Genomic DNA, 20,816 nt, shown 5'->3' with positions numbered 1-20,816 from the left:
AGCGCGATATTGACAAACGTTCCTAGCGCAGGCCCCCAAAAAGCGGAATTGCTCTTCAGAAGTCAGCCCTGATTCCGGTGCCCGGTCCTCTGCACATCCATAAGAACGCGCGGTGCCGTCACGAAAAAACAATTGACGCAAAACTGTTTTTTCACGATAAAAGACATTATCTTTTAACAGGCGCGTGTCAATCCGCAAGCGCATCCCAGGAACACCCAGGAAACTGCCCGTGAACGCCGCAAACAGCATTCTTCTGTCTCCCGCCGACAATGTCGCGGTCGCCAATGGCCGCATCGAGATCGGCGCGGTGCTGCCGGGCGGCGCCGTCGCCACGGCGCTGATCGAACCTGGCCACAAGGTGGCGATCAAGCCGATCGCCGCCGGCGAGGCTGTGGTCAAATACGCCCAGGCGATCGGCCGCGCCACCCAGGACATTGCGCCCGGCGAGCATGTTCATTCGCACAATCTGGTCTTCGAGTCCGGGCGTTTGCCGGTGGTGCCGCCGAGCGAAGCCGTGCACGCGACCGAGGCCGACCGCGCCCGCACCTTCATGGGCTACCGTCGCGCCGACGGCCGTGCCGGCACGCGCAACTTCATTGGCATTCTCGCCAGCGTCAATTGCTCGGCCACCGTTTGCCATGCCATCGCCGACGAGGCGAACCGCACGCTCCTGCCCAGATATCCGGGCATCGACGGCTTCGTTCCCATCGTCCACGGCCAGGGCTGCGGCATGAGCGCCACCGGCGACGGCATGATGGTGCTGCATCGCACGCTTGCCGGCTATGCCCGCCATCCGAATTTCGGCGGCGTGCTGATGGTCGGCCTCGGCTGCGAGGTCAACCAGCTCACCCTCTATGGCCAGAAGGGCGTCGCCGCGGGAAAACGCCATTTCAACATCCAGGAAGCCGGCGGCTCGCGCAAATCGGTCGAGAAGGCAATGGGCGTGCTGGCCGAGATCGCCGAGGAGGTCGGTAAGCTTGAGCGGGAGCCGATCCCGGTCAGCGAGATCGTCGTCGGCCTGCAATGCGGCGGCTCGGACGGCATGTCCGGCATCACCGCCAATCCGGCGCTGGGCGCCGCCGTCGACATCCTGGCCGGCGTCGGCGGCATCGGCATCCTTTCCGAGACGACGGAAATCTACGGCGCCGAGCATCTGCTCGCCTATCGTGCAGCGAGCCCGGAGATCGCCGCCAAGCTGGACGGCTATGTGAAGTGGTGGGAAGACCATGTCGCCAAACATGGCGCTTCCATCGACAACAACCCTTCGCCCGGCAACAAGCGCGGCGGCCTGACCACCATTTTGGAGAAGTCGCTCGGCGCGGTCGCCAAGGGCGGCCAGACGCCGCTCAACGGCGTCTTCGGCTATGCCGAGAAGGTCACTGGCCACGGCTTGGTGTTCATGGACACGCCCGGTTACGACCCGGTTTCCGCCACCGGCCAGGTCGCGGGCGGCGCCAACGTCATCGTCTTCACCACTGGCCGCGGTTCCTGCTTCGGCTGCCGGCCGACACCGTCGATCAAGGTCGCCAGCAACTCGACCATGTACCACGTGATGGAAGAGGACATGGACGTGAATTGCGGCGTCATCGCCTCGGGCGAAAAGACCATTGCCGGCATGGGCCGCGAGATCTTCGAACTGATCGTCGAGACGGCTTCCGGCCGCAAGACCAAGAGCGAGGAGTTCGGCTACGGCGACAACGAGTTCGTGCCCTGGCACCTCGGCGCGACCCTCTAGCCACTAACTGACTTAAGACTTAGACGGGCCAGGCAAATGGCCGGTGGGAGGCTTTGCATGAAGAAACGCCGTGTCGGCAGCACCGCGCTGGAAATAACCGAGGTCAGCTTCGGCGGCGCGGCGGTCGGTGGCCTCTACCGAGCTTGCCCGCGCGAGGCGGCGATGCAGACGCTGCAGGTCGCCTGGGATGCCGGCTTGCGATATTTCGATACGGCGCCCTTCTACGGCTTCGGCCTCTCGGAACGCCGCTTCGGCGATTTCCTGCGTGACAAGCCGCGGGATTCCTACGTGCTGTCGACCAAGGTCGGGCGCCTGTTGCGGCCGGTGCCGGAAGACCGGATTCCGGACCATTCCTATGTCGATCCACTGCCCTTTGCGCCCGACTACGACTATTCCTACGACGGCATCATGCGCTCGGTCGAGTTCAGCTATGCGCGGCTTGGCCTCAATCGAATCGACATCCTGTTCGTCCACGACATCGGCGTCTACACGCATGGCGTCGAGAAAACGAAGCTGCATTTCCGCCAGTTTATGGATGGCGGGCTGAAGGCGCTGGAAGAGCTGAAGTCGTCCAAGGTCATTTCCGCCTACGGCCTTGGCGTCAACGAGGTTCAGATCTGTCTCGATGTGCTGCGCCAGGCGCCGCTCGACTGCATCCTGCTCGCCAGCCGCTATTCGCTGCTCGACCGCACCGCCGAAGCCGAATTGCTGCCGCTTTGCCGACAACGCCAGACCTCGCTGATCATAGGCGGCGTCTTCAATTCCGGCATCCTGGCAATCGGCCCGGTGCCGGGTGCGCATTTCGACTACCTGCCGGCCACCGAGGACATTCTCGACCGCGTCGGCGCCATGGAAAAAATCGCCGCCGAGGGCGGCTACCCGCTTGCAGCGGCGGCGTTCCAGTTCCCGCTGCACGAGCCTGTGGTGGCTTCTGTGCTGACGGGCACCGCCAAACCGGCCAATCTGGAACGAAATCTGCAACTGCTCGACATCCAGGTGCCCGAAACAGAATTCGCCAAATATGATCCCTACACCGTCGTACAGAAACTCGGCTGATGCGCTGCGGCCTTCCCCGGTTAAACGGCGGACGGTGCGATCAGGAGGCGTCACAATCGTGCCCTCAAGAAAAGAATGAATATTCCATCTTGACTGGTTTCTGGAATTAATATTCCATTCCTTTTCGGAGAGGATCTGGAGGGTTTCCGATGAGGATCGGCACTCCTTCCGGTCGAGGCATACGGAGGGCGATGCGAAACACCGCTTGCGTCGACCCAACCTATGCACTATCAAAATGCGGTAAATGTTTTTTATTGATAAAGTTCTGTTTGGGCAGCGCCTATCCAAACCGGGCTTCCGCAACGTTCACCGGGCGACTTAGGGAGGAAGTCTAATGAAATTCGTGACCAGCATTCTCAACCGCCGCGCATTCGTGGCGCTCGCCGCCGCCTCGATGCTTGCCGGCGTGATGCATTCGGCGCCGGCTTCGGCGGCGGACGTAACCATTCCGATCATCGTCAAGGACACCACCTCTTTCTACTGGCAGATCGTCCTGGCCGGTGCCCGCAAGGCCGGCAAGGACCTCGGCGTCAACGTGCCGGAACTCGGCGCCCAGGCGGAGACCGACGTCAACGGCCAGATCTCGATCCTTGAAAACGCCGTCGCCGGCAACCCGGCTGCCGTGGTCATCGCACCGACCGAAGCCAAGGCGCTCGGCAAGCCGATCGATGAGGCAGCCACCAACGTCAAGATCATCGGCATCGACTCCGGCGCTGACTCCAAGGCCTTCACCTCGTTCCTGACCACAGACAATATCCAAGGCGGCCGCGTCGCCGCTGACGGGCTGGCGGCGGCGATCGCCGAAGCCAATGGCGGCAAAATCGAGGGCGACGTCGCCCTGATCACCGCGCTTCCGGGTGCAGGCTCGCTCGAGCAGCGCGCCCAGGGCTTCAAGGAACAGCTTGCCGCCAAATATCCCGGCCTCAAGCTCATTGCCGACAAATACGCCGACGGCCAAGCCACGACCGGCCTCAACATCGCGACCGACCTGATCACCGCCAACCCGAACCTCAAGGGCATCTTCGCCTCCAACCTGATCATGGCGCAGGGCGTCGGTCAGGCGATCGCCGAGAACAGCCTTGCCGGCAAGGTCGGGCTGATCGGCTTCGACAGCGACGAGAAGCTGGTCAAGTTCCTCAATGACGGCGTCATTTCCGGCCTCGTCGTCCAGGATCCGTACCGGATGGGCTACGACGGCATCAAGACGGCGCTCGCTGCCTCGAAGGGCGAGAAGGTCGAGGCCAATGTCGACACCGGCGCCAACCTCGTCACCAAGGCCAACATGAAGGATCCGAAGATCGACGCACTGCTCAATCCGAAGCTCGACTGAGCATCGGCATTGGCGCACCGTTTCCGGGGCTTTTTGCCCCGGAAACGACCTACACTCGTGCCACTCGTGAGGCCGATCTGGGAGGACTGTCATGACGTCGACGGCGCAGGAACTGCATCCGGCCCCAACGCTGGAACCGGGCAGGACGATCCTCGAACTCAAGGGACTGGAAAAGCAGTATCCCGGCACGCACGCGCTGAAGCCGATTAACCTTGCCTTCAAATCCGGTGAAATCCACGCCATCGTCGGCGAGAACGGTGCCGGCAAATCCACCCTGATCAAGCTTTTGACCGGCGTCATGCCGCGCACCTCCGGCGACGTCATCTGGGAGGGCAAGCCGGCAGCGCTGGCGACGCCGCATGAGGCGATGGCGCTCGGCATCAATGCCGTGCATCAGGAGGTCGTTCTGTGCCGCCATCTCACTGTCGCGGCCAACATGTTCCTCGGCGAGGAGGATTCCCGCTTCGGCATCCTGCAGCAGCGGGCCATGGTCAGGGAAGCGCAGAAGATCATCGACGATCTCGGCTTCGATCTGCCGGCGCATGTCGTGCTGGGTGACCTGACCATAGGCCAGCAGCAGCTGATCGCCGCCGCCCGCGCCACCGTGCGCGGCACCAAGTTCCTGATCTTCGACGAGCCGACTGCCTATCTCACCCGAAAGGAAGCCGACCAGCTGTTCAAGCTGATCCGCCGGCTGAAGGGCGAAGGCGTCACCATCATCTACATCAGCCACCGCATGGAAGAGGTGTTCGAACTCGCCGACCGCGTCTCGGTGCTGCGCGACGGCACGCTTGTCGGCACCAGGAACATCGCCGAGACCAACGACGCCGAGCTGGTCAAGATGATGATCAACCGCTCGATCGAGCAAGTCTATCACAAGGAGCATTTTACCCCGGGCGCGACGCTCCTCGAAGCCAGAAATCTCTCCGGCAAGGGCTTCGAAAATGTCTCAATGACGGTCCGTGCCGGCGAAATCGTCGGGCTCTACGGCCTGATCGGTGCCGGGCGCAGCGAGTTCGTCACCACGCTCTACGGTCGTCATCGCAGGTCGGCCGGCCAGATCCTCTGGGAGGGCAAAGCGGTTCAGGTCAACTCCGAGCATGACGCTATCAAGCTCGGCATGGCGCTGGCGCCGGAAAGCCGCCGCGACCAGGGCCTCTGCCTCAACCTGCCGGTCGGCCTCAATCTCAATCTGCCGATCTACAAGCGCATCTCCAGCAATCTGCTGATCTCCAGCGCACAGGAGAAGGTCGAGGCCGATCGTCAGATCGCCAATCTCAGGATCAAGACGCCGACGCGCAACGCACTCGCCTCCAGCCTGTCCGGCGGCAACCAGCAGAAGATCGTCATCGGCAAATGGCTGGCGCACGGCGCCAAGCTGTTCATATTCGACGAGCCGACAGTTGGCGTCGATGTCGGCACCAAGGCAGAGATCTACCGCCTGTTCAGTGCGCTTTTGTCCAATGGCGCCGGCATCATCCTGATCTCGTCCTATCTGCCCGAGGTCTATGAACTGGCCGACACACTGCATGTGTTCCGGCGCGGCAAACTGGTGGCCACTCATGGTTTCCACACCGCCAACCATGAGGAGATCCTCACCCAAGCGCTGGCCGAGAAACAAGAAAACCCGGGAGGACAGATATGAGCACCGAGGCGATACCGGCCGAAAGGCCGAAACGCAACTACAACGCCCTGTTCGGGCTGACACTGCTGGCGCTGCTGGTATTGTTGTGGGTCATCCTGTCGGTGGCGACGCCGAGCTTCGCCTCCGCCAACAACATCTCGAACCTGCTGCGGCAAGGTTCGATGATCGCCATCCTGGCGGTCGGCCAGACCTTCGTCATCATCACCGGAGGTATCGACCTTTCCGTCGGCGCCGTCGTTGGCTTCGCAACCGTCATCGTGGCGATGCTGATCAATGCCGGCGTGCCGATTTTCCTCGCCATCCTGATCACCTTGCTGGTCGGCGTCGCCATCGGCCTGTTCCACGGTTTCGGCATCGTCAAGATGGGCCTGCCGCCCTTCATCATCACGCTGGCGACATTGACCTCGCTGCGCGGCATCGGCCTCTTGATGACCAACGGCAACTCGATCTCGATCAACAACGACGCCTTCCAGCTGTTTTCGCGCAGCTCGTTTCTCGGCGTCCCCAATCTGTTCTGGATGGTGATCCTGGTCGGCATCCCCGCCTACATCTTCCTGCATCACAGCCGCTGGGGCCGGTATCTGTTCTCGGTCGGCTCCAACGCCGAGGCATCGCGGCTTTCCGGCGTCAACGTTCAGCGTACCATCTACATGGCCTATACGCTGTCTGGCCTGTGCGCGGCTTTTGTCGGCGTGCTGCTTGCCTCGCGCATCGGCATCGGCAATCCGACACAGGCCGAGGGCTGGGAATTGCAGGCGATCGCCTCGTCGGTGATCGGCGGCACCTCGTTGTTCGGCGCCGTCGGCTCGGTGCACGGACCGCTGCTCGGCGCCTTCATCCTCGCCACCATCAACAACGGCGCCAATCTCTTGAACGTCAATGCCTTCTGGCAGCGCATCATTACCGGCGTGCTGATCATCGTCATCGTCTATTTCGACGGCCTGCGCCGCCGCGGCAAGTAGACCATATTAACAAACCGCTGGCCGGCGCTAACGGGGCCGGCGGTGCCATGAACCGACTGGATAAAAGCATGAAAGCCGTCGTCTGCCGTTCGCCCGGCGATCTTGTTGTGGAAGACCGCCCGGCGCCGAGCACACCACCGCCGGGCTGGGCGCTGGTCGCGGTCAGTCATGTCGGCATCTGCGGCACCGATTATCACATCTTCGAGGGCAAGCATCCGTTCCTCGCCTATCCCCGCATCATGGGTCACGAGGTCTCCGGCACCGTGATCGAAATTGGCGAGGACGTCGATCTGGCCGTCGGCGAACTGGTGATCATCAACCCCTATCTCGCTTGCGGCAAATGCATCGCCTGCCGCCAAGGCAAGCCGAATTGCTGCGTCAGGATCGAAGTGCTCGGGGTCCATCGCGACGGCGCCATGTGCGAACGGATCCTGGTGCCGGCGCAAAATCTTTATCCGGCAAACGGCCTGTCGCTGGCCGATGCCGCCGCCGTCGAATTCCTGGCGATTGGGGCGCACGCCGTGCGGCGCTCGCTGGCTGATCCCGGCGCGCGCACGCTGGTCATCGGCGCCGGGCCGATCGGCCTCGGCACGGCGCTGTTTGCCCGTATCGCCGGTCTCGACGTGACGCTGCTCGACATGAGCGCGGAAAGGCTGGGCTTCGCCGCAAGCGAACTCGGCTTCGCCACCCTCGACGGTTCGCGGCAGTCTGCGACCGACCTGGTGCGCGAGGCGACCGGCGGCGAAGGTTTTGACGTGATTTTCGATGCCACCGGCAACACCCAGTCCGTCCAGTCGGCCTTCGCCCATGTCGCGCATGGCGGGACGCTGGTCCTGGTCAGCGTCGTCAAGGACGACATCGTCTTTTCCGATCCTGAATTCCACAAGCGCGAGATGACGCTGATCGGCAGCCGCAACGCGCTGCGCGCCGACTTCGATCATGTCGCCGCTTCGATCCGCGACGGCGCGGTGCCGCTGGCAAAGCTCGTCACCCATCGCACGACGCTTGGCGACACACCGCGCGACCTCGCCCGCTGGGCGCACGAGAAATCCGGCCTGATCAAGGCTGTCATCCAAGTCGGATGAGATGTCGGTCTGGCACGAAAAATTCGGCGGGCGATATTGCAGGATTGGCAGAGCGCATGCCTTGGCGATTAGCCGAAACATCCATCACTTCGTCATCCTATGGCGGAGCAAAGGAGCGAAGCGACGCGGCGAAGACCATAGGATCCATGCCGTTACATACGAGCGTTGCAGCAGTACAGAACGACCTCTGTCTTGCGCCGTCTTTACTCTTCGCGCGAGGTCACGGCATGGATCCTTGGGTCTTCGCGACGGAGCTGCGCTCCTGCTTCGCCCAAGGATGACGACGTTGAAGGCTAATCGTTCACCGACAGCCTCAGCTCCACGCGCTCCGCTGAAAAGCGCGACTCCGCAAACTGGATCGGCTCGCCGTCCGGCGTAACGTTGACCGCGACCGTGACCAGCACGATGGCGCCGGGCTGCAGATCGAGATCGGCAAGGTCGGCGGCGTCCGCGTGGCGGGCCGACAGCACCGTCGATTGCCTGAGATAGTCGCCGATGCCGAAACGCCGCAATGAGGCCGTCACCGATCCGGTTTCGGCCATGGCGGCATCGATGCCGGCGAAGCGAGCCGCATCAAACCAGCCGGTGGCACGCGAGACCGGTTGCCCATCGGCTTCGCCGCGTGTCTCGAGGCGTATGACAGTCGAACCCTTGGTAACCCCCAGCCCTTCGGCGACGCGCCGGCTGGCCGGCTCGACCGCCGATTCGAGTAGCACGCTGCGACGCTCCGACGCCTGCCCTTGCAAGCCCTCCGAAAACCGGGTGCGGGCGCCGATCCGATAGGACAGGCGCTTGCGCGACAGCACGAAGGTGCCGCGCCCCTGTTCGGCCCTGAGCACGCCATCCTGCACCAGTGCGGCGATGGCGCTGCGCACCGTATGGCGGTTGACGCCATAGCGCTCGGCCAGTGCAACTTCCGGTGGCAACGCAGCATTCTCGGCGAAGTCGCCGACGGCGATCGAATGCAGGATCTGCTCGGCGATCTGCCGCCACAGCGAGACGCCGCTGCGCCGCTCCAAGCTGCTGGCGATCTGCTGACCGATCATCTCTTTGCCCCGAGCTTTTTCGCCGTGTCATCCATCCGTCATGGACAGGCTTTAGAGAATAGGTATAATTTGTATAATTGTCTACATCATTATACAAATTGGAACGAGAAGGAACGGCGGCCATGCGAGAACAGGAAGCGCGCGATCAGCAGCTTGAGCGCAAGGCCGTCATGGCGACGCTGGCGCAATCGACCGGCGACGATATCGTCCGCCTCTGGAACCAAGCCGGCCTGCCTTCGCAAGCAGAACTCCTGCGCGGCCCCGAAACCGGCCTGGTCACCGTGCGTGGCCGCATCGGCGGCGGCGGCGCGCCGTTCAACGTCGGCGAGGCGACGGTCACCCGCGCCACCGTCCGGCTCGCATCCGGACAGGTCGGCCACTGCTACGCGCTCGGCCGTGACAAGCAGAAAGCAAAACTGGCGGCGATCGCCGACGCGCTCTGGCAGGATCCCGCCCGCCGCAACGAGGTCGAGACCAAACTCATTGCGCCTCTGCAGGCCGCGCTGGCCAGCGCACGTGAACGGCGGCGCGCCGAGACGGCGGCAACCAAGGTCGATTTCTTCACCATGGTACGCGGAGAAGACTGATGGAAATCGCAACCCAAGCGATCGAGGGCGGCTTTGCCGATCCGGTGTTCGACGCCCAGACGGTGTTCCGCGCCGTGATGGACGCAATGGCGCGGCCGGGCATCCTGCAACCCCTGCCGGTCTTTGCCAGCCCGCCCGCGCCGCTGTCGGCCACCGCGGGCGCCATCGCGCTGGCGCTGTGCGACAACGACACGCCGCTCTGGCTCGATCTCGTTTTGCAGGCCCCGGCAGCGGTGAAATCCTGGCTTGGTTTCCACACCGGCGCACCACTAGCCAACACGCCAGCCGATGCGCATTTCGCGCTGATCGCCACGCCGGCCGAGATGATGGCGCTCGACGGCTTTTCACAAGGCACCCAGGACTATCCCGACCGCTCGACGACGCTGATCCTGCAGGTGAGCGATCTCGTCTCGGGCGCCCCTCTGCTACTCGAAGGTCCTGGCATCGAAACAACCGCGACAATCGCGCCGGCGCAGATGCCGCGCCACTTCGTCGAACAATGGAAGCAGAACAATCAGCGTTTTCCCCGTGGTGTCGACATCATCCTCGCCACCCCGGAAGGCGTTGCCTGCCTGCCGCGCACGACGCGCATCAAGACGATGGAGGCGTGATATGTATGTCGCAGTAAAAGGCGGCGAAGCGGCCATTGCCAACGCCCACGCCCTGCTCGCCGACCGCCGCCGCGGCGACCGTTCGGTGCCGGCGCTTCGCCTCGACCAGATCGTCGAGCAGCTGGCGCTCGGCGTCGACCGGGTGATGAGCGAAGGTTCGCTCTATGATAGGGAATTGGCGGCGCTCGCCATCGTTCAGGCGCGCGGCGACATGATCGAGGCGATCTTCCTGGTTCGCGCCTATCGCACCACGCTGCCACGCTTCGGCTATACCAGGGCGATCGACACCGGCGCGATGCTGGTCGAGCGGCGCGTGTCGGCGACCTACAAGGACCTGCCCGGCGGCCAGCTGCTCGGCCCGACCTTCGACTACACCCACCGGCTGCTCGATCCCGAACTTGCGGCCGGCGGCGATGTCGCCGAGCCGCTGCAGCGCGCCAGCGAGGCGGAAGCCATGCCGCGCGTCTCCGCCATCCTCGCCCGCGAAGGCCTGATCGAACCCGATGGTGACATGCCGCAGGACCATGTCCCCGGCGATATCACCCGCGAGCCGCTGGAATTCCCGATGGCGCGCGACATCCGCCTGCAGGCGCTGTCACGCGGCGATGAGGGTTTTTTGCTGGCGCTCGGCTATTCCACCCAGCGCGGCTATGCCCGCAACCATCCGTTCGTCGGCGAGGTTCGCATCGGCGAGGTCGAGCTGGAACTCGACGTGCCGGAGCTGCCATTCGCCGTACCGCTGGGTACTGCGCGTGTCACCGAGTGCCAGATGGTCAACCAGTTCAAGGGCTCGGCCAAGGCGCCGCCGCAATTCACCCGCGGCTACGGCCTCGTCTTCGGCCAGAGCGAGCGCAAGGCGATGGCCATGGCGCTATGCGACCGCGCGCTTCGTGCAACCGAATTCGGCGAAGATGTCGTCGCCGCTGCCCAGGACGAAGAATTCGTCATCTCGCATTCCGACAATGTCCAGGCGACCGGTTTCGTCGAGCACCTCAAGCTGCCGCACTATGTCGACTTCCAGGCAGAGCTCGACCTGGTGCGCCGCATGCGCGCCGAGCATGACGCCCGCGAGAACGGCAAGATGGAAGAAAAAAGGGAGGCCGCGGAATGACCGCGCGACCAGCTGACATCGCCAGCTACAACTTCGCCTATCTCGACGAGCAGACCAAGCGGATGATCCGCCGCGCGATCCTCAAGGGCATCGCCATTCCCGGCTATCAGGTGCCGTTCGCCTCGCGCGAGATGCCGATGCCCTATGGCTGGGGCACCGGCGGCGTCCAGGTCACCGCATCGATCATCGGGCCCGACGACGTGCTGAAGGTCATCGACCAGGGCGCCGACGACACCACCAATGCCGTTTCGATCCGCGCCTTCTTCAAGAAGGTCGCCAATGTCGCCGTCACCACCGAGACGGCCAAGGCGACCATTATCCAGACCCGCCACCGCATCCCCGAACATCCGCTGACATCGGGCCAGGTGCTGGTCTATCAGGTGCCGATTCCCGAGCCGCTGCGCTTCCTCGAGCCGCGCGAGACGGAAACGCGGAAAATGCATGCGCTGGAAGAATACGGCCTCATGCATGTAAAACTCTACGAAGATATCGCCAGGCACGGCCGCATCGCCACCACCTACGCCTATCCGGTCAAGGTCGAGGGCCGCTATGTGATGGATCCCTCGCCGACGCCGAAGTTCGACAATCCGAAGATGCACCGTTCGCCGGCTCTGCAACTGTTCGGCGCGGGCCGCGAGAAGCGCATCTATGCGCTGCCGCCCTTTACCGAAGTGGTCAGCCTCGACTTCGAGGACCATCCGTTCGAGGTGCAGACCTTCGACCAGCCCTGCGCGCTGTGCGCGGCCGAAAACGTCTATCTCGACGAGGTCATCCTCGACGACCATGGCGGCCACATGTTCGTCTGCTCCGACACCGATCATTGCGAGAAACGGCGCGAACAAGGCCATCGCGGCCACCTTGCGGCCGAAACCCCTCCTGCCCTGGAAAAAAGGGAGCCGGCGCAATGACCGACGAACCACTGCTGCGCGTTTCAGCGCTGTCCAAATTCTACGGCTCGCGCGTTGGTTGCGAGAACGTGACCTTCGACCTGTGGCCGGGCGAGGTGCTGGCGGTGGTCGGCGAATCCGGCTCCGGCAAGACGACGCTGCTCAACTGCCTCTCGACCAGATTGCTGCCGAGTTCTGGCACCGCCAGCTACCGTATGCGCGACGGCCAGTTCCGCGAGCTCTACCGCATGAGCGAGGCCGAGCGCCGTTTTCTGATGCGCACCGACTGGGGCTTCGTCCACCAGAACCCTGCCGACGGACTGCGCATGACGGTGTCGGCCGGCGCCAATGTCGGCGAGCGGCTGATGGCGGTGGGTGACCGCCACTATGGAAAAATCCGCGCTACCGCCGTCGACTGGCTATCGCGCGTCGAGATCGACGAGGACCGCATCGACGACGAACCACGCGCCTTTTCCGGCGGCATGCGCCAGCGCCTGCAGATCGCCCGCAACCTCGTCACCGGGCCGCGGCTGGTGTTCATGGACGAGCCGACCGGCGGCCTCGACGTCTCCGTGCAGGCGCGCCTGCTCGATTTGTTGCGCGGCCTGGTCACCGATCTCGGCCTGGCGGCGATCGTCGTCACCCACGATCTTGCGGTGGCGCGTCTGCTGTCGCAACGCATGATGGTGATGAAGGACGGCCGCGTCGTCGAAAGCGGCCTCACCGACCGCGTGCTTGACGATCCACGCGCGCCCTACACCCAACTCCTTGTTTCTTCGATATTGCAGGTGTGAAGATGATTGCTCCGGCGTACCCCCCTCTGGCCTGCCGGCCATCTCCCCCTCAAGGGGGGAGATCGGCTGTCTCTCCGTCTCGCTTGTTCTGCAACCTTGAAGAGTGGCGAAACCGTGCGCGACATCCAATCTCCCCCCCTTGAGGGGGAGATGGCCGGCAGGCCAGAGGGGGATGTTGGCCCGCAAACGAATGGCGAATGGAGCACCTTCTGATGGCAACCCCGCTCGTCGTCTCCGATGTCGCCAAGAGCTTCACCATGCATCTACGCGACGGCATCAAACTGCCTGTCGTCGCCGGCGTGTCGTTCTCGATCAGGAGCGGCGAATGTGCCGTGCTCGGCGGCCCGTCCGGTGCCGGCAAGAGCTCGATCCTGAAGATGCTCTACGGCAACTACGCCGTCGACGTAGGCCAGATCATCGTCCAGCACGAGGACGGGCTCATCGATCTCGCGACGGCCAGCCCGCGCACCGTGCTTGCCGTGCGCCGGCTCACGATCGGCTATGTCAGCCAGTTCCTGCGCACCGTGCCGCGCGTCTCCGCCCTCGACGTCGTTGCCGAACCGCTGGTCGAACGCGGCGAGGACCGTGAGGTCGCGCGCGGCAAGGCGTGCGCCTTGCTGGCGCAGCTCAACCTGCCGGAGAAACTCTGGGCGCTGCCCCCGGCGACCTTTTCCGGCGGCGAGCAGCAGCGCGTCAACATCGCGCGCGGCTTCATCACCGAGCACCCGATCCTGCTGCTCGACGAGCCGACCGCTTCGCTCGATGCCAGGAACCGCGACGTGGTGATTGCGCTGATCGCCGCCAAGAAGGCGGCCGGCGTCGCCCTGCTCGGCATCTTCCACGACCACGACGTGCGCGAGGCAGTGGCCGACCGCGTCATCGACGTGACCGCTTTTGCCGCCGGAAAAATCGCCGCGTGACCCGAAAACTGTCGGAAACGCCGCTGGTCCACGAAACGGCGGAAGTCGAGAACTCGACGCTCGGTCGCTGGACCGAGATCGCCGAACGCTGCCGGGTTTCGGAGAGCACGATCGGCGACTATTCCTACATGATGCAGGACTGCAGCGCCTGGTGCGCGACGATCGGCAAATTCGCCAACATCGCCGCCAGCGTGCGCATCAACGCCACCAACCATCCGACCTGGCGGCCAACGCTGCACCATTTCACCTATCGTGCCTCGGACTATTGGGACGACGCCGAGCACGAGAGCAAATTCTTTGCCCAGCGCCGTGCCAGGCGCGTCACCATCGGCCACGACACCTGGCTTGGCCACGGCTCGACCATCCTGCCCAGCGTCACCATAGGCGATGGCGCGGCGGTCGGCGCCGGCGCCGTGGTGTCGAAGGACGTCGCGCCCTACACCATCGTCGGCGGCGTGCCGGCCAAACCGATCCGCGAACGTTTCGACCGCCGCACGGTGGAACGCTATCAGGCACTCGCCTGGTGGGATTGGGACCACGCCCAACTACGCGCCGCGCTCGACGATTTCCGCGCGCTTGCGGCGGAAGCGTTTCTGGAAAAATATGGCGGCTAACGTCCCTTGCTCAACGCTGTCGCCTTTTAATTGACGATTGCCGGGCAAAAAGTCGTAAGAAAAAAACGTAAGGATTGGCATGATCAGACGATGGGTAGGATTTTGCCTGGTTGCGCTGGTGACTCTCTTGCCTCAACAAGCGCCTGCCAACCAGGTGCCGAAGATGGATCCTCGCGGCGCGGTCCTTTGCATCTGGATGATCTATGCATCAATCCACGCGATCGGTGAAAACTGCGCTCCGAAGCAAGATCGTGATTTTCTCGACTTCCTTCAGTCAGGGATCGACCGCATGAACGCCTTCATCATCAGGAACTCGGACACCACGCAAGCTGCGCTGGACGAACGGCAGAACCAGATCCGTGCGCGCCAAGCTCAACGCGGCACCGCCTCTTGTGAGCTGGAGGGCGAGAGCATGGCACTCTACAATTCGCTCAAGTCTGTCGATCCCAGCCAGAGCACCGCCAACATGGACAAGTTGCTCGAAGTCGATCGCGAGCCCTTGTTAAACCCCTGTCTTTGAAGGTTCCTTTCATATGCATGACACATGACTCGGACAGGAGGCGGTCTTCCCTGGAGATCGCCATGCTTCACTCCGTGAAACCTTCGCTAGCCGGATTTTTGCCGGCTCTAACCCGAACCCTCCCGTGCATCTCGGCAAGCGCTCCAACAGCGCATACAATTTGCTCGTCGAGCCCGGCAAACTGTCGTCTGCCATACATTCTCGAGGACCCCCTGGTCCTGGGTTGACAGCGCGTCGCCTCTGCACCTGTGGACGGTAACAAAACTGACATCAATCCGACACCGCGGTTTCATGCGGCTGCGCTAGCGAAGGTTAACGGACCTTCGAAACGCGACTGGACTGGAACTTGCCTATGTCAGCAACCTCAGCCACGCTCGAGATCCGCGGTGTCACCCGCCGGTTTGGCAGGAACACCGCCGTCAGCAATGTCGACATCTTGATCCCGCACGGGCAGATGGTCGGCATCATCGGCCGCTCGGGCGCCGGCAAGTCGACGCTTTTGCGGATGATCAACCGCCTTATCGATCCGAGCCAGGGCTCGATTTTCTTTGACGGCGCCGAAGTTTCCAACCTGCGCGGTTCGCTGCTCAGGCGGTGGCAGCGCGATTGCGCCATGATCTTTCAGCAATTCAACCTGGTGCCGCGTCTCGACGTGCTGACCAATGTCCTGCTCGGCCGGCTCAATCACCGCTCGACCCTTGTCAATCTGCTCGGTGTCTTCTCCCGCGAGGAACGGGCCGAGGCGATCGCGGCGCTCGAGCGTCTCGACATCGCCCGCACGGCGCTGCAACCGGCCGGCACGTTGTCCGGCGGCCAGCAGCAGCGCGTTGCGATTGCCCGCGCCATGATGCAGCAGCCGAAAGTCATCCTCGCCGACGAGCCGATCGCCTCGCTCGACCCGCTCAACGCCAAAGTGGTGATGGATTCGCTGCAGGACATCAATCTGCGCGAGGGCCTCACCGTCGTCACCAATCTGCACACGCTGGATACCGCGCGCACCTATTGCAACCGCATCATCGGCATGGCCGCCGGCAAGGTCGTGTTCGACGGCCCACCCGAAGAGCTCAACCGCGAGGCTGTGCGCATGGTCTACGGCGCCGACAGCAATGGCGGCGAAATCTCCGAGGCCATCACCTCGACCAGCGTCACCATCAAGCAAAAAATCGCCGCATCCACCGGACCGCTCGAGCCCGCATTTCCAGGCTACTAGTTCCATGATCCCGGAAAGTGGATACCGGTATACGAAAGGTCATGGACAACCGAAGAGCACCTGGATCGCCAGCCCGCGTCAAGGGCGCTGTCAAAATTCGAACGCTGCCGGCGCGATGCCGGAACCAACAGGAGAGACGCGAAATGTTTAGAAAGATAATCTTCGGTGCCGTTTCCATCCTCGCCATGGCGGTGGGCACGGTCCAGGCACAGGACCTGAAGGAGTTCCGCGTCGGCATTCTGGGCGGCGAGAACGAAGCCGACCGTCTGCGCAATTACCAGTGCTTCGCCGACCACATCAAAGAAGTCCTCGGCGTCGAGAAAGTTTCGCTGTTCCCGGCCGCCGATTACGACGGCGTCATCCAGGGCCTGCTCGGCGGCACGCTTGACTTTGCCGAACTGGGCGCTTCCGGCTACGCCAAGATCTATCTCGAAAACAAGGACGCGGTTCAGCCGATCCTGACGACGGTCCAGACCGACGGTTCGACCGGCTACCATTCGGTCATGGTTGCCCGTGCTGATTCCGGCATCAAGACGCTCGCCGACATGAAGGGCAAGAAACTCGGTTTCGCCGATCCCGATTCGACTTCTGGTTACCTGATCCCGGTCACTTCACTGCCCAAGGACATCGGCATGGACGTGAAGAGCTATTTCGCGTCGACCGGTTTCGGCGGCGGCCATGAACAGCTTGTCCTTGAAGTCCTGAAGGGTACGTTCGATGCCGGCACCACCTGGGCCTCCGGCGTCGGCGACTTCAAGGACGGCTACAGCTCGGGCAATCTGCGCAAGATGGTAGACAAGGGCGTCCTCAAGATGGATGACCTCGTCGAATTGTGGCAGTCGCCGCTGATCCCGAACGGCCCGCTGGTATTGCGCACGTCGATCGACGCCGGCGCCAAGCAGAAGATCACCGACTTCCTGACCAAGCTTCCGGAAACCGATCCGGCCTGTTTCTCGGCGATACAAGGCGGCGATTACAAGGGCTATTCGCCGGTTACCCCGGAATTCTATCAGGCAATCATCGACGCCCGTAAGGCGAAGATCGGCTCGTAAAGCAAGCTGCCAAAACGCCGCCGGGGCCATGAGCCGCCGGCGGCGTTGCCGCATCAGGGGCCGGGGATCTATCGATGAGTGCGACCGACGTTTACCGCGCGCCTGCCCTTTCCCCGGAGGGAGCCACCGTCGAGCGGCACTGGCGCGACCTCGCCGCTCGCCGGCGCCTTTACACGATCGGAGGCCTGGTTTTCCTATTTCTTGCACTCTCTGGCTCGCTCTGGTTCGCCAACGAAACCAACGCCGGAAAGTTCTTCGACCGCCTTCCCTACGTCGCCGACTTTTTCGCCGAGTTGAAGCCACGCGACTGGTTCGACCCGGTGCGCGCGCTGTTCGACCTGCCGTCCCCCTATGACGATGGCAGCCTCAAGTTCGACTACCCAGAAGGCCGGGTCTATCTGACCCAAAGCATCTACATTCCGGAGTATTTCCACCGGATGATCGAGACGCTGAACATCGCCCTGTTTTCGACGCTCGTAGGCGCCACATTCGGTTTCCTGCTCTGCTTCCTAGCTGCAGGCAATATCACGGCCAGCCGCTGGCTCCGTTTCGCCACGCGCCGCTTCCTTGAAATTGTCCGCGCCTTTCCGGAAATTGTCATTGCCGGTTTTTTTCTGGCGATCTTCTCGCTAGGACCCATTCCGGCGATCATTGCGGTCAGCATCCATACCGTCGGCGCGCTCGGAAAAATGTTCTTCGAAGTGGTCGAGAATGCCGACATGAAGCCTGAAGAAGGTCTGCGCGCCGTTGGCGCCAACTGGGTGGAGCGGGTGTGGTTCGGCATCGTGCCCCAGGTCCTGCCCAATCTCATGAGCTATTTCCTGCTCCGCTTCGAGATCAATGTGCGCGCTTCGACCATTCTCGGCGCCGTCGGCGCCGGCGGCATCGGTGAATCGCTGCGTCTTTCGATCGGCCGAGGCCATGAGGCCAAGACCATCGCCATCGTCTTCCTGCTGTTCTGCACGATTGTCGCCGTCGACCAGTTTTCGGCATGGCTGAGACATCGTCTTGTCGGCCGGCAGGCGTTCGCATACGGGCGCGGAGAGTAAGCGAATGAACGCCGATGCCATCAACGACATCGCCATTCGCCATCCGGATGCGTTCCGGCGCTCCCTATGGAAGCGCTACGCCGCCCCGATCGGCATCCTTCTTTGCATTCTCTACACCTTCTATTGCGCGTGGTTCTTCTCGATCGCCAGCGTTCTTGAAAAGGCGAACTGGAACCTTGCCGGCGCGTATCTCGCCGACTGGGTGTCTTACGAAATCCGGCCCGACATCGAATTCAAGGACAATTATCTGACGATCGATTACTCCCGCTTTTCCAAACTGGGATCCAATCCAGATCCCGACTGGGTGGCCAAGCAGATGGGTGTGATCGAGCGCCGGGTCGACGCAGCACCAGCACCGGCAATCGCGACCAACAAGTCGTCGCAGGATTCGTTTATGGCGCCTGGCGCGCCAACCGCCGAGAGCCCAACCGCCCCGTCAAACCAACCCGCTCCGGCTGTGCCTGAAACGGTGCGCGAAAACGCCGTCGTGGCGGCGACCGTCGTTCTTGGCAATGGCCGGATCGCCATCACGCCAAACCTCGTCACAGTGACGCGCGGCGCCGAAAGCGTCATCTTCGACATCGCCAAGGACAGTTCCGTCACGCCGCGCACACCGCTGCCTGACTGGATCGAGCAACGCAGGCCAGGCTCGACAGCCTATGTCTCGTTCGGATTTCTCGGCCGCGCTGAGGTGCAAAGTGACGAAGTGGTCGCCTGGAGACGTTTCTTCGGCTGGGCCAATTTCGTGTTCGACACGAATTCGCCATTCTGGGGAAAGCCGTTCGGCGAGGTCGCTTCACTGGTCGTTTCCGGGGCACGCATCGACCCGTCGCGGTCAAACGCAGCGCTCGCCTGGGATAACCCTCAACAACGCCGAATGGCAGCACGGTGACGTCTGGCTGAAACTTTTGCAAACCATCGTCATGGCTTTTGTCGGCACTGTGCTGGCCTCGATCGTCGCCTTTCCGCTCGCCTTCCTGGCTGCGCGCAACGTCACGCCGAGCCGGATAGCCAACCAGCTAACAAAGCGCTTTTTCGATTTCCAGCGCTCGGTCGACATGCTGATCTGGGCGCTGTTCTTCACGCGCGGCTTCGGTCCGGGGCCGCTGGCCGGCATGTCGGCGATCTTCTTCACCGACACCGGAACCCTGGGCAAACTCTATTCCGAGGCGCTGGAAAACATCGACGACAAGCAGCGCGAGGGCATCCGCTCGGTTGGCGCCACGCCGGCAATGGTGCAGCGCTACGGCGTGCTGCCCCAGGTTCTGCCGGTGTTCCTCAGCCAATCCCTCTATTTCTGGGAATCGAACACCCGGTCAGCGACGATCATCGGTGCTGTCGGCGCCGGCGGCATCGGCCTGAAATTGTGGGAGGCCATGCGCACCAACACCAACTGGGCCAATGTTTTCTACATGGTTCTGCTGATTCTGCTCGTCGTCTTCATCTTCGACAACATCTCCAGCTATCTCCGCCGCAAGCTGATGGGGACCGTCGCAAACAGCAACGATGAGCGGCGCGTTTCCGCCCGTCCGGCGGCAGCTCAGATCGCCTGAGAGGAAGGCTGCGTCCTAGGCTCCGGCCCTCTTCCAGCCGCTCTTGATGTGCTTGTAGCCGTCGCGGTAGACGGCTTCCGGGCTTTCCGAAAAATCGCGCCACATCTTGGTAGCCGCCGCCAAATCTTTCAGCGAGCGGCCGAAGGCCTCGATCGTCAGCCAGTCGTCATAGCCGCTCTTGCGGATCGCCGAAAACGTCTCTTGCCACGGAATGTGACCGCGCCCAGGCACGCCGCGATTATTCTCCGAAATATGGATATGGACGATATTTTTGCGGTGGCGCGTATAGGCGCCGATCGGGTCGGCCTCCTCGATATTGGCGTGGAAAGTGTCGTACATCGCCTTGATATGCGGCCGGTCGATCGCGTCGACATGCTCCGACAGATCGTCCATCGTGTTGAGCAGATAGCATTCGAAGCGGTTGAGCGCCTCCAGCCCGATGGTGACGTTTTTCTTGCCGGCATGGTCGCCGATGGCGCGTTGCGAGGCAACGGAGCGCTTCTTCTCCGCCGCCGTCGGCCCACTGCCGGAGAAGGCGCCGAGCGTCGAATGCAGCGGGCCGCTCAGCGTTTTGGCGCCAAGCGCTTGTGTGCAGTCGATCGCCCATTTCATATAGTCGATGCCGGCCTTGCGCGTTGAGGCATCGGCCGAGATCAAATTCATCGCCGGATCGCCCATCGCCGAAACGGCGGTGCGCTCCAGTCCGATGCGGTCGAGCAGTTCACCGAGCTTCTTGTAGTCGTCCGGCGTGCCGGAGAAGATCGGTATCTCGACGCCATCGAAGCCGGTCGCCTTGATATCCCTAAGCAGTGGCTCGTGTCTCTTCGACACGGCCGTCGTCCACAAGAACATGCACATGCCGATTTTCATCGACGCCCCTCCCCATTTGACGGACGGCTGGCTCCTCCGCCGACTTCGCCATAAGCCCCCTCATCCGGCCGCTTCGCGGCCACCTTCTCCCCGCTGGGGAGAAGAGGCAGACGCCAGCGCCGGCGATCTCCTCTCCCCTCGGGGAGAGGTCGGATTGCCCCCGAATTGCCCTTGCAATT

The 20,816-nt window shown here is 62.9% G+C and carries 19 protein-coding genes and 1 pseudogene; 18 read left to right on the top strand and 2 right to left on the bottom strand.

What is annotated here, in order from left to right; genetic code table 11:
• Positions 1-229: 229 nt before the first annotated feature.
• The 6 genes from AC0NIE_RS09365 to AC0NIE_RS09340 all read left to right on the top strand — a co-directional run bounded on the left by AC0NIE_RS09365 (position 230) and on the right by AC0NIE_RS09340 (position 7,813).
• A complete protein-coding gene (locus tag AC0NIE_RS09365) occupies positions 230-1,735 on the top strand; it encodes a UxaA family hydrolase (protein WP_473487844.1) in 1,506 nt (501 codons plus the stop codon).
• 57 nt (positions 1,736-1,792) lie between these two features.
• Positions 1,793-2,791 carry an aldo/keto reductase gene (locus AC0NIE_RS09360; protein WP_473487843.1) on the top strand — a complete coding sequence of 333 codons (999 nt, stop codon included), beginning with the start codon at positions 1,793-1,795 and terminating at the stop codon, positions 2,789-2,791.
• A gap of 334 nt (positions 2,792-3,125) precedes the next feature.
• On the top strand, positions 3,126-4,121 hold the full coding sequence (locus AC0NIE_RS09355) for a substrate-binding domain-containing protein (protein ID WP_473487842.1): 996 nt from the start codon (positions 3,126-3,128) through the stop codon (positions 4,119-4,121).
• 91 nt (positions 4,122-4,212) lie between these two features.
• A complete protein-coding gene (locus AC0NIE_RS09350; protein WP_473487841.1) occupies positions 4,213-5,766 on the top strand; it encodes a sugar ABC transporter ATP-binding protein in 1,554 nt (517 codons plus the stop codon).
• Positions 5,763-6,728: an ABC transporter permease gene (locus tag AC0NIE_RS09345; RefSeq protein ID WP_287223244.1), complete on the top strand. Its 966-nt coding sequence runs from the start codon at positions 5,763-5,765 to the stop codon at positions 6,726-6,728. The genes AC0NIE_RS09350 and AC0NIE_RS09345 overlap by 4 nt, the downstream gene beginning before the upstream one ends.
• Before the next feature lie 68 nt (positions 6,729-6,796).
• Complete coding sequence (locus AC0NIE_RS09340; RefSeq protein WP_473487840.1) at positions 6,797-7,813, top strand: zinc-binding alcohol dehydrogenase family protein; 1,017 nt, start codon at positions 6,797-6,799, stop codon at positions 7,811-7,813.
• A gap of 293 nt (positions 7,814-8,106) precedes the next feature.
• Here the strand turns inward: AC0NIE_RS09340 and phnF are convergent, their stop codons facing one another.
• Positions 8,107-8,859: a phosphonate metabolism transcriptional regulator PhnF gene (gene phnF, locus AC0NIE_RS09335; RefSeq protein WP_473487839.1), complete on the bottom strand. Its 753-nt coding sequence runs from the start codon at positions 8,857-8,859 to the stop codon at positions 8,107-8,109.
• 122 nt (positions 8,860-8,981) lie between these two features.
• Here phnF and phnG point away from each other — a divergent pair, with 122 nt between their 5' ends.
• From phnG to phnE (AC0NIE_RS09275), 12 genes and pseudogenes are all read left to right on the top strand, one after another.
• On the top strand, positions 8,982-9,446 hold the full coding sequence (phnG, locus tag AC0NIE_RS09330; protein WP_473487838.1) for a phosphonate C-P lyase system protein PhnG: 465 nt from the start codon (positions 8,982-8,984) through the stop codon (positions 9,444-9,446).
• Entirely contained in the window at positions 9,446-10,057 is a 612-nt protein-coding gene (phnH, locus tag AC0NIE_RS09325; RefSeq protein WP_473487837.1) for a phosphonate C-P lyase system protein PhnH, read from the top strand. The genes phnG and phnH overlap by 1 nt, the downstream gene beginning before the upstream one ends.
• Position 10,058: 1 nt before the next feature.
• On the top strand, positions 10,059-11,168 hold the full coding sequence (locus AC0NIE_RS09320) for a carbon-phosphorus lyase complex subunit (RefSeq protein WP_473487836.1): 1,110 nt from the start codon (positions 10,059-10,061) through the stop codon (positions 11,166-11,168).
• Positions 11,165-12,076, top strand: a complete 912-nt coding sequence (locus AC0NIE_RS09315; protein WP_473487835.1) for an alpha-D-ribose 1-methylphosphonate 5-phosphate C-P-lyase PhnJ — start codon at positions 11,165-11,167, stop codon at positions 12,074-12,076. Before AC0NIE_RS09320 ends, AC0NIE_RS09315 begins: the two co-directional genes overlap by 4 nt.
• Positions 12,073-12,849 carry a phosphonate C-P lyase system protein PhnK gene (gene phnK, locus AC0NIE_RS09310; protein WP_065009749.1) on the top strand — a complete coding sequence of 259 codons (777 nt, stop codon included), beginning with the start codon at positions 12,073-12,075 and terminating at the stop codon, positions 12,847-12,849. The genes AC0NIE_RS09315 and phnK overlap by 4 nt, the downstream gene beginning before the upstream one ends.
• A 212-nt stretch (positions 12,850-13,061) precedes the next feature.
• Entirely contained in the window at positions 13,062-13,769 is a 708-nt protein-coding gene (phnL, locus tag AC0NIE_RS09305) for a phosphonate C-P lyase system protein PhnL (protein ID WP_473487834.1), read from the top strand.
• Complete coding sequence (locus AC0NIE_RS09300; RefSeq protein WP_473487833.1) at positions 13,766-14,383, top strand: DapH/DapD/GlmU-related protein; 618 nt, start codon at positions 13,766-13,768, stop codon at positions 14,381-14,383. Before phnL ends, AC0NIE_RS09300 begins: the two co-directional genes overlap by 4 nt.
• 79 nt (positions 14,384-14,462) lie before the next feature.
• The gene (locus AC0NIE_RS09295; RefSeq protein WP_473487832.1) at positions 14,463-14,903 is read left to right on the top strand and encodes a hypothetical protein; all 441 of its coding nucleotides are present in this window, start codon (positions 14,463-14,465) and stop codon (positions 14,901-14,903) included.
• 352 nt (positions 14,904-15,255) lie between these two features.
• The gene (gene phnC, locus AC0NIE_RS09290; RefSeq protein ID WP_473487831.1) at positions 15,256-16,113 is read left to right on the top strand and encodes a phosphonate ABC transporter ATP-binding protein; all 858 of its coding nucleotides are present in this window, start codon (positions 15,256-15,258) and stop codon (positions 16,111-16,113) included.
• Positions 16,114-16,256: 143 nt separating this feature from the next.
• Positions 16,257-17,165, top strand: coding sequence for a phosphonate ABC transporter substrate-binding protein (phnD, locus tag AC0NIE_RS09285; RefSeq protein WP_473487830.1), 909 nt, complete (start codon positions 16,257-16,259; stop codon positions 17,163-17,165).
• Between the two features lie 74 nt (positions 17,166-17,239).
• Entirely contained in the window at positions 17,240-18,214 is a 975-nt protein-coding gene (gene phnE, locus AC0NIE_RS09280) for a phosphonate ABC transporter, permease protein PhnE (RefSeq protein WP_473487829.1), read from the top strand.
• Positions 18,215-18,218: 4 nt separating this feature from the next.
• Positions 18,219-19,767: pseudogene (gene phnE / locus AC0NIE_RS09275) on the top strand (phosphonate ABC transporter, permease protein PhnE).
• Positions 19,768-19,782: 15 nt separating this feature from the next.
• On the opposite strand, the gene AC0NIE_RS09270 reads toward phnE (AC0NIE_RS09275), so the two are convergent.
• The gene (locus tag AC0NIE_RS09270; RefSeq protein WP_473487828.1) at positions 19,783-20,637 is read right to left on the bottom strand and encodes a sugar phosphate isomerase/epimerase family protein; all 855 of its coding nucleotides are present in this window, start codon (positions 20,635-20,637) and stop codon (positions 19,783-19,785) included.
• Positions 20,638-20,816 lie beyond the last annotated feature (179 nt).

Source organism: Mesorhizobium sp. WSM4842 (assembly GCF_055901575.1).
Note: the sequence above shows the minus strand (reverse complement) of the source record. Positions and strands in the feature narration are given on the sequence as shown.

Excerpts from the sequence above, each read along its gene's own strand:
- AC0NIE_RS09320 (WP_473487836.1), top strand. The coding sequence starts at position 10,059 with ATGTATGTCGCAGTAAAAGGCGGCGAAGCGGCCATTGCCAACGCCCAC.
- AC0NIE_RS09345 (WP_287223244.1), top strand. The coding sequence starts at position 5,763 with ATGAGCACCGAGGCGATACCGGCCGAAAGGCCGAAACGCAACTACAAC.
- AC0NIE_RS09355 (WP_473487842.1), top strand. The coding sequence starts at position 3,126 with ATGAAATTCGTGACCAGCATTCTCAACCGCCGCGCATTCGTGGCGCTC.
- AC0NIE_RS09315 (WP_473487835.1), top strand. The coding sequence starts at position 11,165 with ATGACCGCGCGACCAGCTGACATCGCCAGCTACAACTTCGCCTATCTC.
- AC0NIE_RS09350 (WP_473487841.1), top strand. The coding sequence starts at position 4,213 with ATGACGTCGACGGCGCAGGAACTGCATCCGGCCCCAACGCTGGAACCG.
- phnH (WP_473487837.1), top strand. The coding sequence starts at position 9,446 with ATGGAAATCGCAACCCAAGCGATCGAGGGCGGCTTTGCCGATCCGGTG.
- phnC (WP_473487831.1), top strand. The coding sequence starts at position 15,256 with ATGTCAGCAACCTCAGCCACGCTCGAGATCCGCGGTGTCACCCGCCGG.
- AC0NIE_RS09360 (WP_473487843.1), top strand. The coding sequence starts at position 1,793 with ATGAAGAAACGCCGTGTCGGCAGCACCGCGCTGGAAATAACCGAGGTC.
- phnG (WP_473487838.1), top strand. The coding sequence starts at position 8,982 with ATGCGAGAACAGGAAGCGCGCGATCAGCAGCTTGAGCGCAAGGCCGTC.
- phnK (WP_065009749.1), top strand. The coding sequence starts at position 12,073 with ATGACCGACGAACCACTGCTGCGCGTTTCAGCGCTGTCCAAATTCTAC.
- AC0NIE_RS09295 (WP_473487832.1), top strand. The coding sequence starts at position 14,463 with ATGATCAGACGATGGGTAGGATTTTGCCTGGTTGCGCTGGTGACTCTC.
- AC0NIE_RS09340 (WP_473487840.1), top strand. The coding sequence starts at position 6,797 with ATGAAAGCCGTCGTCTGCCGTTCGCCCGGCGATCTTGTTGTGGAAGAC.
- phnE (WP_473487829.1), top strand. The coding sequence starts at position 17,240 with ATGAGTGCGACCGACGTTTACCGCGCGCCTGCCCTTTCCCCGGAGGGA.
- phnL (WP_473487834.1), top strand. The coding sequence starts at position 13,062 with ATGGCAACCCCGCTCGTCGTCTCCGATGTCGCCAAGAGCTTCACCATG.
- phnF (WP_473487839.1), bottom strand. The coding sequence starts at position 8,859 with ATGATCGGTCAGCAGATCGCCAGCAGCTTGGAGCGGCGCAGCGGCGTC.
- AC0NIE_RS09270 (WP_473487828.1), bottom strand. The coding sequence starts at position 20,637 with ATGAAAATCGGCATGTGCATGTTCTTGTGGACGACGGCCGTGTCGAAG.
- phnD (WP_473487830.1), top strand. The coding sequence starts at position 16,257 with ATGTTTAGAAAGATAATCTTCGGTGCCGTTTCCATCCTCGCCATGGCG.